The following is a 12,389-nucleotide window of genomic DNA, read 5'->3' as shown; positions in this document are numbered from 1 at the left end:
TCAATATTCTTACTTTTCCACTACCTCAAAAAGTGGTTGTCCTGTCATTTCTTCAGGTTGTGGTATATTTAATAATTTTAACATAGTTGGTGCTAAATCGGCTAAAATTCCATTTTCTCTCATCTCAATACCATGTTTTGTGATAATGACTGGTACTGGATTTGTTGTATGAGCCGTCATTGGTTTGCCGTCTAATGTAACCACTTCATCAGAATTGCCGTGGTCTGCTGTAATGATGGCAGTACCGCCAAGTTCTAAAATTTTATCAACAACTCGGCCTAAGCATTCATCTACTGCTTCGATTGCTTTAATTGTCGGCTCTAACATACCGCTGTGTCCTACCATGTCAGGATTTGCGTAATTTAAAATAATGGCATCGAATTTATCTGCTTCTAATTCATTAAGCAGTGCCTCTGTTACTTCATAAGCACTCATTTCAGGTTTTAAATCATATGTAGCTACTTTTGGGGATGCAATTAAGATTCTTTCCTCACCAGGAAACTTCTCTTCTCTGCCGCCGCTCATGAAATATGTAACATGAGGGTATTTTTCTGTTTCAGCAATACGTAATTGCGTTAAACCGTGTCTTGAGATGACTTCCCCTACAGTATTAATTAAATCTTCATTTTCAAACACTACATCTGCATATACTTCGTCGCTATATTCAGTAAATGTGACGAATTTTAAATTTTCAGGATGCTTATCTGATAGCTTAAATGCGATAAATTTGTCATTCGTAAATACAGTCGATAGCTGAATAGCGCGGTCAGGTCGGAAATTAAAATGAATGACTGCATCGTTTGCGTCAATGGTTGCTACTGGTTTTCCTTCTTCAGTAATGACAAATGGAATGACAAATTCATCAGTTACATCACGATTATAGGAGTTTTCTACACCTAATTTTGCACTAGCAGCAGTATGACCAATACCATCAACTAGAGCTTTGTAAGATAATTCCACTCGTTCCCAGCGTTTATCACGGTCCATTGCGTAATAACGACCATGAATCGTAGCGAATTTTCCGATTCCGATTTCATCCATTTGTCTTTCTGTTTCTTCAATATAACCAATTGCTGTTTTCGGACCTACATCGCGTCCATCTAAGAATCCGTGAACATACACTTCGTCAAGGCCATGACGTTTTGCCAATTTCAATAATGCAAATAAATGCTCATAATGGCTATGTACCCCACCATCTGACAATAGCCCCATAACGTGGAGTTTGGAATTATGGTTCTTTACATGTTCGATTGCTCCAAGCAATTTTTCGTTCTCGAAAAATTGACCTTCACGAATGGATTTATGAATTCGAGTTAAGCTTTGGTATACGATTCGGCCAGCACCAATATTTAAATGTCCGACTTCCGAATTACCCATTTGGCCTTCTGGAAGTCCAACTGCTTCTCCACATGCTGTTAGAGTTGCATGTGGATACGTTGACCAGTAACGATCAAAATTTGGTTTCCTACTTTGAGCCACTGCATTACCAAATACTTCATCGCGTAATGCAAAGCCGTCTAAAATAATTAATGCGACTGGCTTTCTAGGCATTTGCCCCCGCCTCCAATAATTTTAAATATGATTCAACTTGTAAGCTGGCACCACCAACAAGTGCGCCATCGATATGTTCTTTTGATAATAATTCTTCAATATTTTCAGGCTTGACACTTCCACCGTATTGAATGCGAATGTTTTCAGCCACATCTTTTCCAAACAATTCCTCAATTCCCTGGCGAATATGGCCACATACCGCATTTGCATCATCTGCCGTAGCCGTTTTACCTGTTCCGATTGCCCAAATTGGTTCGTAGGCGATAACTATATGCTGTACTTCTTCTGGGGATAAGTCAGCTAAAGCCTTTTTCACTTGGTTCGTTACTTTCTTTTCTGTTAGGCCAGCTTCACGTTCTTCCAATGTTTCCCCGCAGCATACGATTGGAACAATACCGTGAGCTAAAGCAGCTTTTACTTTTTTATTTACCGCTTCATCTGTTTCATTGAAATATTCACGGCGCTCAGAATGACCTAAAATAACATAGTCAACTTGAATAGCCTCTAACTGTTTTGGACTAATTTCGCCTGTAAAAGCCCCCTCTTCCTCATAGTGCATGTTTTGAGCGCCAATTGCCAAATCTGTTTCCTTTGCAATTTCCACAAGCGTTGGCAAATACAAGGCCGGGGCGCAAACAACTGCATCCACTTTGTTCTCTGAAGGAATTCTGTCTTTAATTGCCCCTACGAACTCCACTGCCTCATCAAAGGTTTTATACATTTTCCAGTTAGCAGCAATAATCGGTTTACGCATTAAATTTCTCTCCTTATTTGTCGTTCAACGCGGCAATACCAGGTAAAATTTTACCTTCCATCAATTCTAGAGAAGCTCCTCCACCCGTTGAAATGTGATCCATCTTTTCAGCTAAGTTGAATTTTTCAACTGCAGCGGCAGAATCTCCACCACCAATAATAGTATACCCTTTTGTTTCGGCCATCGCTTCTGCAACTTTTTTCGTTCCGTTAGCGAATTTGTCCATTTCAAATACGCCCATAGGTCCATTCCAAATAATTAGATTGGAATTGTTAATCACTTCTGCATATTTTTCAGCTGTTTTTGGTCCAATATCTAAGCCCATGTAGTCTTCTGGGATTTGATCGATATCTACCACTTTCGCTTCTGCATCTGGAGAAAATTCTTTTGCTACAACTGCATCGATTGGCATGTAGAAGTTAACGCCTTTTTCTTTCGCTTTTTCAATGAAGCCACGAGCTAATTCAATTTTATCTTCTTCTAATAAAGATTTTCCAATTTCATAACCTTGTGCTTTGATGAATGTAAAGGAAAGTCCGCCGCCGATAATTAAGTTGTCCACTTTATCAAGCAAGTTTTCGATGACACCGATTTTATCCTTTACTTTTGCTCCACCAATGATGGCAGTAAATGGTCTTTCAGGATTGGATAAAGCTTTTCCTAATACTTCTAATTCTTTTTCCATTAACAATCCAGAAACTGCTGGAATGTATTTTGCAATTCCTTCAGTGGAAGCATGAGCACGATGAGCAGCACCAAATGCATCATTTACGTAGATATCCGCTAACTTAGCAAATTGTTTAGCTAGCTCTTCGTCATTTTTTTCTTCACCTTTATGGAAACGGACATTTTCAAGTAACACAATGTCCCCATTTTGCATTTCATTTACCGTTTTCTCTACAAGCTCTCCAATGGATTCATCCAATTTTTTAACTGGTTTATTCATTAGTTGAGAAAGGCGCTCTCCAACAGCTGTTAAACGCATATCTTCTTTTACTTCACCTTTAGGACGACCTAAGTGGGAAGCTAAAATCACCTTTGCACCTTTTTCTGATAATTGTTGAATAGTTGGAATAGCTGCACGAATTCTTGTATCGTCAACTACTGCTCCATTTTCCATTGGCACGTTAAAGTCTACACGTACAAATACTCTTTTTCCTTGTACGTCAATATCATTCATCGTCTTTTTCGAAAACATGAAGTAACCTCCTAAGTGTTTACCGTCATTCCACATTAATATAAGACAACAGTTATTGAATTATTGTTCCAATTTGATTAGCAAAAAATAAGAAGCGATGGGTTATTCCACCACTCCTTTTACCCTCCATTATTATAAATCGTTCTTTATATTTAGGCTATACTTTTTCATTAGAAATTCACTAATATGCTACACTTTTTCAATAATGCAAAATGAATATGACACATTGATTAATAAGAGAGCCCTTGATTTGCAATGTATAGCGCTAAATCGATTAATCGTGCAGAATACCCTGCTTCATTATCATACCAAGCAACAACTTTTACCATATTATCATCCAATACCATCGTCGAAAGCCCGTCTACCGTTGCTGAATGAGGATTGCCATTGTAATCAATTGATACAAGCGGCAAATCACTATAATCTAAAATGCCCTTTAGTTCTCCAGTCGCTGCTTCTCGAAAGGCTGCATTGACTTCATCAATTGTGACATTCGAATTTAACTCTGCTACTAAATCCACACAAGAAACATTAGGCGTTGGTACGCGAATGGAAAAGCCATCTAGTTTTCCTTTCAACTGTGGCAACACTTTTGCAACAGCAATCGCTGCGCCTGTCGTTGTTGGAATCATAGATAAATTTGCTGCACGAGAACGGCGTGCATCTTTGTGAGGTAAATCAAGAAGCCGCTGATCGTTTGTGTACGAATGAATGGTTGTCATCAAACCTCGTTTCATGCCGAACTTTTCATCAAGAATTTTCGCTACTGGTGCTAAACAATTCGTTGTACATGATGCGTTGGATATAACATGATGTTGATTCGGATCATACTGTTGGTGATTAACCCCCATCACAAATGTTGGCATATCTCCTTTTCCAGGGGCGGATAAAATGACTTTTTTTGCACCAGCCGTTAAATGTTTAGAGGCATCTTCTTCCGAACGAAAAAGTCCCGTACATTCCAACACAATATCAACATTCATTTCCTCCCATGGCAAATTTTCAGGTTCTTTTTCTGAAAATACTTGAATTCGTTTATGATTGACGATTAACGCATCTTCTTCATGTTGAACTTCCGCATCATAAATGCCATGAACGGAATCGTATTTTAACAAATGAGCTAATTGCTTTGCATCCGCTAAATCATTTACTGCAACGACTTCAAATTGTTCTTTTTTCATTGCTTCTCGAAATACTAGACGTCCAATACGACCAAACCCATTAATCGCCAATTTTATTGTCATATAGCATCCTCCATTTTGCTATTTTCCTTCATTCCATTTTTCCTCAAAACATGTATTTATAAACCTCCAAAGGAATAGTCACAGCTAAGGGTTTTAAATCAATATAATGATTTAATGTTCTATTTATTCAAAAAAGCTTCGTATAACGTCACATAATCTAATTGGCCATATTGAATGATTTCACCATCTTTTACAACGACCGGAATCATCAACATGTACTTTTCATGAATGTCATCATCATCTTCAATATTGATGATTTCTATTTCAAAATGAATATCGTCTTGGACTAGCTTTAAAATACTTAATCCTTCATCACATAAATGACAGTTTGGTCTGCTAAAAAATTGAACTTTCATTGACATTCCCTCTTTTCTTCAATTCCTACTTTCACTATCCCAAATCTTCAATGAATAATCAAATGATGAAGAAGCCAAAATAGTTATGTACGAGTGTACAGAAACATAAATTAAGGAGGATACATGCAATGGAAAATCAATTCACAAACCAACAACAAACTTCAGAAAATATCCCTATGTCGATGAATCACGGTGCTCACGAGGTGATGGATGTTCATGAAGTATTAAGTGCTTCCATTGGCGCATTAAACATGTTTGTCATGTTACGTCCACATGTTCAAGACCCTGAATTATTAAATATTTTAGATAGACAATATGCGTTTATGCTCGATGAATACAATATTACTGCTGAATGTTTTAAAACGGGTCAAGATCCAAGCCATCCAACTCGTAAGTACTGCATGCAAATCGGAAATGACTCAAAATACGGCTTAACACCATCTGAACCGAAAAAACCAATTACTTCAGCAAATGAAATTGATGACAGCATCATTTCAGGTTTCATGTTAAGTCAGCATAAAGCGTTGGCGACTGGTAAAACAGCTGCTGCATTAGAAGCTACAAACCCAGTAGTACGCCGCGTATTGCAAGACTCTGTTCCAAACTGCATTGAAATGGCATACGAACTTTCACTTTACCAAAACAAAAAAGGATATTATCAAGTTCCACAACTTTCACCACAAGATATGCAAACTATGTTAAATATGTATGGTCAAGCAGATAGAGCAAAAGATATGCCTAACTAATGAAAAATCAAAAAGGACATCTCTTGATATGTGGAGATGTCCTTTTTGATTTATAAAACTTTACTTAAAAATGCTTTTGTTCGTTCGTGTTTTGGATTTCCAAAAATGTCTTCTGGTTTTCCTTCTTCCACAATAACGCCGCCATCCATAAAGATGACCCGATCCGCAACTTCACGAGCAAATCCCATTTCATGTGTAACAACGACCATCGTCATTCCTTCAAAAGCCAATTGTTTCATTACATCCAACACTTCATTTACCATTTCTGGGTCAAGAGCAGAAGTTGGTTCATCAAACAACATGACTTTCGGTTTCATCGCTAGTGCTCTTGCGATGGCTACTCGTTGTTGCTGACCTCCAGATAACTGTTGAGGATAATTGTATGCCTTTTCACGAAGACCTACTTTAGAAAGCAATTCAAGCGCCAGTTCCTCAGCTTCATGTTTATTCATTTTTCGAATGAGCATAGGAGCCATCGTAATATTATCTATCACCGTCATATGTGGGAATAGATTAAATTGTTGAAACACCATTCCTACTTCTGTACGGATTTTATTAATGTCTGTATTTCGATCATTGACTTTCGTACCGTCAATATAAATGGCGCCATCTGAAATTTCTTCTAATAAATTGATACAACGTAAAAATGTACTTTTTCCAGAACCAGAAGGACCAATCACACAAACAACTTCTTTTTCTTGAATCTCATAATCGATTCCATTTAACACATGTAACTCGCCAAAGCTTTTATGAAGATTTTCGATCTTAATCATGCACCAACCCGCCCTTCATTTTTATTTTTGCGCGGATTGTATTCAATGCTAAAGCGTTTCTCAATGAGTGAAACGATTTTCGAAACGATAAACGTTAGTGTTAAATAAAGTGCTGCCGCAGCAAGATATGGTTCCCAGAAACGGAAATATGCTCCTGAAACGACTTTTGCTGCATATAGAATATCGTTGGCAGCAATTACTGTCACTAAGGACGAATCTTTTAATAGAGTAATAAATTCGTTTCCAAGAGGGGGAATCATGCGGCGGAAAGCTTGCGGTAAAATAACTTTCCGCATCGCTTGGAATTGATTTAAACCAAGTGATCTTGCCGCTTCCATTTGACCTTTATCTATTGATTGGATCCCCGCACGGATAATTTCAGCTGTATAGGCAGCACAATTTAATACAAGTGCTGTAATCCCTGAAACCATAAACCCTAGTGAATGTCCAAACAACGTTGGAATTAAAGCTAAGTGAATAATAAATATTTGAACTAGGAGAGGCGTTCCTCGGAATAAATCGATATATAATTTACAAGGGAAATAAATCCATTTCTTTTTCGAATTTTTCCCTAATCCGAGTAAAACTCCTAATATGAATCCGCCTATAAATCCACAAATTGTTAAGATTAACGTTACCCAAATACCACGTATGAAGCTTTCACGGTAGTTCCAGATTATATCCCAGCGAAAATCCAGGAATTCCATCTGAAACACCCCCTACTCTGTTATTCAATTTCTTGTCCAGTAATTTCTGCTAATTTGCCGTTTTCTTTAATTTTTTGTAATCCTTCATTTAATAAATTTAAAAGCTCAGTGTTTCCTTTTTTCACCATAAAGCCGTAATATTCTTTATCGAATGCATCGTCTTCAATAACTTTTAATTTTACATTTGGATTATTTTTAATATATTCATACACTACCGCGTTATCACCAATTGCCGCTGCTGTTGTTCCATTGATTACTTCTTGAATCGCTAACGGAAGGTTTTCATACGCTAAAATATCTGGGCTTGTTTCTCCTAAAAGTTTTTTCGCTGCTTGGTGTCCAGTTGAGTTGATTTGTACAGATACTTTTTTCCCTTTCAAATCTTCAGCTGATTCAATTTCTGAATCTTCAGTAACTACAATCACTTGTGTAGCCTCGAAATATGGGTTAGTGAAGTCGAAAGTTTGTTTACGCTCATCAGTGATTGTGATACCGGAAGCCCCCATGTCCAATTCGCCGTTTTGCACTTGTTGGAACACCGGATCCCAACCAACATGGCGAATTTCATATTCCATGCCTAATTCTTCGAAAATTGCATCTAAAATATCTACGTCGATTCCAATGATATTTCCTTTATCGTCCATATATTCAAATGGAGCGAATGTCGCTTCTGTTCCGACTAAGATTTTTTTGTCTTTTAATCCTGAATTTTCACCTGTGGCATCTCCTGTATTCTCGCCAGCATCTCCTGTTGTGTTCTTTTCACCACCCGCTCCACAAGCAGTTAACATTAATAGTAGTGTTAAAAGTAACATCATAAATAAACTGCGATTTTTTTTCACCACTTGCAATATCCTCCTTTAGTCATTAACTTGTTCATCAGCAATAGATAAAAATTTGTGACACTGATATGTTTAATTATATAAACCAAGAAATATTTATACAACATTTAATTTTTCATATTATTAAAAAAGTTATATTTTATTACATTATTTTTGTGAAATATCTTAGTTTTCGATGTTATTGATATAACATTTCGAAAAGATAGATTTTTCAATCTCTTGTATAAAAATACCCTACACACCCAAAAAACCCCTCCATACCTAAGCGAAATCGCTAGATGATGAAGGGGGAATCTTATTGAATGAATATTAAATTTTATGAAAAAAGTTATTTAAAAAAATTGATTAAAAAAATGAATAAGGGATAAAATGAAATGTTCACTTTCCATTTTATTCCACACATCTGTCTTTAGGCTGTTAAACTATAGAGTACAACTTATTTACTTGCTAGTAAGTAAAATGGCACCCTCGAAGGAATAATAACCATGCACCTAAACGTATCGATATTTCAATGTTTTTCAGTTGTTAAATTTATGTCTGTACATAATTATTTTCAGTGCGTAAATCCATGAAGGCGGAGGTCTCTCCGCCTTCTTTTTGCACAATAAGCTTACTTAAAAAGTAGGCTTATTGTCCTGTTCGTTTGGAACAACATCTATATTTATGTTATATCAAATGTAATGTCATGCCCAATTTCATCCTCAAAATTGTTTTAACTTTTTCATCATCAGTAGTATTTTCTGTTGAATCTACCATAGTTTTTAATCTGGCCGCTTTTGTTGTTCAACATCGCCAACTACACATTCCATATAATATAAAGTTAAAAGAATCAAAGTCTTCAGAAGTAAGAGCATCTCCACTAATGGAAAATAAAGAAATCTCCTGAAAAAGTTTCATTTTATTTTGTTGCAGTTTCACTTGTCTTAAATCGCTTAATCATATCTTGAAGGTTGTCAGCCAATAGTTTTAGATCTGAATTTTGTTGTTTTAAGTAATCAATTGTGTTGTTTTGTTGAACAGCAGAAGCAGAAATTTCTTGAGTCGCAGCCACGCCCTGTTCTGAAATTGCAGAAATTTCTTGAACGGACGTTAAGATTTTATCGGATGCTTGATCCAGATCTTCCGTGCTTTTAACAATCGTTTCAATTCCATCTGCCAATTGCTCTACTGACTCAAAAATAGAATTGAATAATCGCCCATTATCCTCGACAATCTCAACACCTTTTACAATGTCTTCATAATCTTGTTGGTTCAGATTTAGCACGATATTAGCCTGTTCATTGATTTCATCTATCGCTTCAGAAATTGTTTTGATTGATCCATCTGTTTGATTTGCAAGTTTCTGAACTTCTTGGGCAACAACCGAAAATCCTTTACCCGCCTCTCCAGCACGTGCTGCTTCAATGGATGCGTTTAAAGACAGAAGATGAATTTGGGATGAAATTTCTTGGATAATCTTAATGATTTCATTAATATGTTCTAATTTTTTACCTAGATTAGACAAGTTCTCTTTAGTTACCATGCCATTTTGTTTTATTTTGTTCATTTGTTCAGTAATCATTTGAACTTGGACATTTCCTTGTTCAGCTTGCTGACTTGTTTGATCAGTAAGATCTTTTATTAATTTAGTTTGCTCATCCACATTGGATATCGAAGTTGATATTTCAGATATCATATTTGAAATTCGTTCAATATGGTTAGCTCTTTCTTCGGCACCTTTTGCTTCTTCATCTGTACTCGTCGCAATCTGTTTAGAAGCTTGAGCTAATTCTTCAAAGGATTCGAAAAGAGTTTGGCTAGTATGATGAATTCCTACCGATTTCTCTTTTACATTATCAATGATGTGACTTAAATTTCTTCTCATTTCTTCAAAGCTATTTGCTAAGATTCCTATCTCATCTTGTCGCTTAATATTTACCGATTTGCTAAGATCTCCAGTAGAAAAGATTTGCGCATATTGCACTAAACTAATAAGAGGTTTAGAAATTCTATTTCCAATGAATAAAGCCAACAAAATTCCAATAACAATCATAACAGCTGTTACAATAAGCGAAACAGTCATTATCCGCTTTTCTAACTGGTCTATAAATTGAGCGCTCATATCGATTCCAAAAATGGCTTGCACACCATCTTCGTCTAAAGGAATGAAAAATGATTTATGAACACCCCAATTATCTCTGTAAATAGGACTCAGTACAGTCTGTTTTTGTTCATATGATAATTTTTGATTATCTGTAAACGGAGACTCAACCATAAATTCGTCACTGCCATTTAAAGCGACAATGACATCCTTTCCATTTTGTCTGGACAATACATATACATATTCGATTCCATTTTTTCCTTGAATAAATGTATCTAATTCCTGCTTCAGTTCCTTCCCATATATCTCTGGGGAATCCATTGTATTCTTAATTAAATCTGGATCAATCGACTTTGCTAGTAATCGCCCATTTTCTTTTAACCGTTCGTCAAACTGTGGGATTACATGTTCATGAATAATGTAATCTGATACATATCGAACAAATCCAAAAAGAATCAGTGAAAATATAAGAAAAGGTAATAAAAAACTAACAATTAATTGGGTTTTTATCGATTTTTTCAGAGTTATATCTCTCATTCCTTATCTCTCCCTCGAATGTTCCATTTCCTTTAATGCAATAAATGGCCGTATATCCATTTGCAGTAATTGATAAAGTTCTTCCATTGTTTCGTTTTTGAAGAACACAACAGCAAACGTTCTATCATTTGTTGCTTGTATTTCTCGATATTCCAAAATTTGGTTAAACTGTTCTTTGAATGATTGATGATCAATGTGCTTTATAAGATTTTGTGAAATGTCCATAGGGATTTCCGCGCAGAAGAAACCGTAAATACCTTGGTCCATCTGGCGAAGCACTTCTTCCCAGTTAGGGCTAGTTCCTTCAAAATAATGCTTATACACATTACAGCCATAAGCATAAAATCCGAGATCTGTCGTTCCCGCCCCAGCAAATCTGAGCGGATTCATTTCAATTGGAATAATGCCGTGATTATTTTTTCTCACTTCAAAGTGAATTGGAAAATTTTTCAACGGAACAACTTCTCTAAACTTATGCATAAAAGTCAATATGTCATCGTAGATTTCATGAATCACTTGTTTTGATGTATAGTAGATTCGATCTGATGTATCATATTCGTCTTTAAACAAATGTTTAAAAATATTTAAAATCACAGGATTACCATTATGATCGTAATAACAGTCAACAGCATATTCTTCTCCAAATACCCATTGCTCAATTAAAATGCTCTCTCCGTTAATCACTTCATTGTCGTACATGTTTTTTATAACAAGTAAATCTACACTTAACTTATGTATTGCATCCTGCCATTCATCTGCACTTTTTACTTTATACACTCCAACGCTTGAATATCCTTTGCTTGGCTTAATTACAACGGGAAAAGGAATATCCTCCACCGGAATGTTAAAAAGCTCATCCAGGTTTACTACCTTATAAAAATAATCAGGGTACATTTTAGAAAGGATTTGACGGAACATTCCTTTATCTTTTAATTGTTTTGACCAACGATTTTGAACACTATTAGGAGCATAAGATTCAAGCAATGCTAAGCAGCTTTCAGAGTTTGTCAATATCTTTTGATGTTCGTTAATAATAGAAAAAAAATCTCCATCTGGCATTTCCGAACTGTTACCTTGTTTAATAACAGGTACATTAAGTTCTTGCAACGATTTGACCAGAATTGGAGAAATAATTTGATCATTTATGAGAATCATTTTGAATCCCCTTTCTTAAAACAGAGTTTCTGTTTCTTTCCATAAAGTTAAAATGTTTCAAACGCAAAAATAAGATAAACTAGACAGATGGCTCTTTTACCTCTCGTTCTGCATACATTAATATGGCATCTAATCAATCCAATTGCTGAACAAAATAAAACGAATTGAGACCTACTTCCTATGATGGAAAAGTTGCGATGAATGGGCCATTTTTCTTATCGTCAAAATAATAAGAAGTTTTAACTTTTTAGGTAAATTTATTATTCATTGTTAAATAAATGAGCTTATTAAGTTTCACAGCATAATTTTTTACTATAATATACTCCGACTCTTATTGCTAAGTAAGTAGCGAATTATATACCAAATTTCATAAATGAAATCAGTAAAAATTACTCAACTGGAACGCATTGAGGACGGAATCATTACTTGAGATCATATAAAGTGAT

At 35.7% G+C, this 12,389-nt stretch carries 11 protein-coding genes; 1 reads left to right on the top strand and 10 read right to left on the bottom strand.

The features are described from left to right. Positions 1-9: 9 nt before the first annotated feature. The 5 genes from gpmI to NSU17_RS12205 form a co-directional block, all read right to left on the bottom strand. Complete coding sequence (gene gpmI / locus NSU17_RS12225; RefSeq protein ID WP_340705126.1) at positions 10-1,551, bottom strand: 2,3-bisphosphoglycerate-independent phosphoglycerate mutase; 1,542 nt, start codon at positions 1,549-1,551, stop codon at positions 10-12. Beyond that, a complete protein-coding gene (gene tpiA / locus NSU17_RS12220; RefSeq protein WP_340434640.1) occupies positions 1,544-2,305 on the bottom strand; it encodes a triose-phosphate isomerase in 762 nt (253 codons plus the stop codon). Before tpiA ends, gpmI begins: the two co-directional genes overlap by 8 nt. Positions 2,306-2,318: 13 nt before the next feature. Then, positions 2,319-3,503: a phosphoglycerate kinase gene (locus tag NSU17_RS12215; RefSeq protein WP_339288086.1), complete on the bottom strand. Its 1,185-nt coding sequence runs from the start codon at positions 3,501-3,503 to the stop codon at positions 2,319-2,321. 230 nt (positions 3,504-3,733) lie between these two features. Beyond that, positions 3,734-4,747, bottom strand: coding sequence for a type I glyceraldehyde-3-phosphate dehydrogenase (gene gap, locus NSU17_RS12210; RefSeq protein ID WP_339288084.1), 1,014 nt, complete (start codon positions 4,745-4,747; stop codon positions 3,734-3,736). Between the two features lie 119 nt (positions 4,748-4,866). Further along, on the bottom strand, positions 4,867-5,103 hold the full coding sequence (locus NSU17_RS12205; RefSeq protein WP_016838685.1) for a glutaredoxin family protein: 237 nt from the start codon (positions 5,101-5,103) through the stop codon (positions 4,867-4,869). A 128-nt stretch (positions 5,104-5,231) separates the two neighbouring features. Between NSU17_RS12205 and NSU17_RS12200 the strand changes: the two genes are divergently transcribed. Then, entirely contained in the window at positions 5,232-5,849 is a 618-nt protein-coding gene (locus NSU17_RS12200) for a spore coat protein (protein ID WP_016838686.1), read from the top strand. Positions 5,850-5,899: 50 nt separating this feature from the next. On the opposite strand, the gene NSU17_RS12195 is transcribed toward NSU17_RS12200, so the two are convergent. The 5 genes from NSU17_RS12195 to NSU17_RS12175 all read right to left on the bottom strand — a co-directional run bounded on the left by NSU17_RS12195 (position 5,900) and on the right by NSU17_RS12175 (position 11,943). Further along, positions 5,900-6,622, bottom strand: coding sequence for an amino acid ABC transporter ATP-binding protein (locus NSU17_RS12195; RefSeq protein WP_016838687.1), 723 nt, complete (start codon positions 6,620-6,622; stop codon positions 5,900-5,902). Continuing rightward, positions 6,619-7,329 (bottom strand): amino acid ABC transporter permease, encoded by a 711-nt coding sequence (locus tag NSU17_RS12190; RefSeq protein ID WP_340705125.1) that lies wholly within the window; start codon positions 7,327-7,329, stop codon positions 6,619-6,621. The genes NSU17_RS12195 and NSU17_RS12190 overlap by 4 nt, the downstream gene beginning before the upstream one ends. A gap of 20 nt (positions 7,330-7,349) precedes the next feature. After that, entirely contained in the window at positions 7,350-8,171 is an 822-nt protein-coding gene (locus NSU17_RS12185) for a basic amino acid ABC transporter substrate-binding protein (protein WP_409373615.1), read from the bottom strand. 898 nt (positions 8,172-9,069) lie between these two features. Next, on the bottom strand, positions 9,070-10,788 hold the full coding sequence (locus NSU17_RS12180) for a methyl-accepting chemotaxis protein (RefSeq protein ID WP_340705124.1): 1,719 nt from the start codon (positions 10,786-10,788) through the stop codon (positions 9,070-9,072). Positions 10,789-10,791: 3 nt separating this feature from the next. Continuing rightward, a complete protein-coding gene (locus NSU17_RS12175; protein WP_340705123.1) occupies positions 10,792-11,943 on the bottom strand; it encodes an ATP-grasp domain-containing protein in 1,152 nt (383 codons plus the stop codon). Positions 11,944-12,389: the final 446 nt, after the last annotated feature.

It is taken from the genome of Ureibacillus sp. FSL K6-2830 (assembly GCF_038004145.1).
Lineage (GTDB): Bacteria > Bacillota > Bacilli > Bacillales_A > Planococcaceae > Ureibacillus > Ureibacillus thermosphaericus.
Note: the sequence above shows the minus strand (reverse complement) of the source record. Positions and strands in the feature narration are given on the sequence as shown.

Excerpts from the sequence above, each read along its gene's own strand:
- gpmI (WP_340705126.1), bottom strand. The coding sequence starts at position 1,551 with ATGCCTAGAAAGCCAGTCGCATTAATTATTTTAGACGGCTTTGCATTA.
- tpiA (WP_340434640.1), bottom strand. The coding sequence starts at position 2,305 with ATGCGTAAACCGATTATTGCTGCTAACTGGAAAATGTATAAAACCTTT.
- NSU17_RS12215 (WP_339288086.1), bottom strand. The coding sequence starts at position 3,503 with ATGTTTTCGAAAAAGACGATGAATGATATTGACGTACAAGGAAAAAGA.
- gap (WP_339288084.1), bottom strand. The coding sequence starts at position 4,747 with ATGACAATAAAATTGGCGATTAATGGGTTTGGTCGTATTGGACGTCTA.
- NSU17_RS12205 (WP_016838685.1), bottom strand. The coding sequence starts at position 5,103 with ATGAAAGTTCAATTTTTTAGCAGACCAAACTGTCATTTATGTGATGAA.
- NSU17_RS12200 (WP_016838686.1), top strand. The coding sequence starts at position 5,232 with ATGGAAAATCAATTCACAAACCAACAACAAACTTCAGAAAATATCCCT.
- NSU17_RS12195 (WP_016838687.1), bottom strand. The coding sequence starts at position 6,622 with ATGATTAAGATCGAAAATCTTCATAAAAGCTTTGGCGAGTTACATGTG.
- NSU17_RS12190 (WP_340705125.1), bottom strand. The coding sequence starts at position 7,329 with ATGGAATTCCTGGATTTTCGCTGGGATATAATCTGGAACTACCGTGAA.
- NSU17_RS12180 (WP_340705124.1), bottom strand. The coding sequence starts at position 10,788 with ATGAGAGATATAACTCTGAAAAAATCGATAAAAACCCAATTAATTGTT.
- NSU17_RS12175 (WP_340705123.1), bottom strand. The coding sequence starts at position 11,943 with ATGATTCTCATAAATGATCAAATTATTTCTCCAATTCTGGTCAAATCG.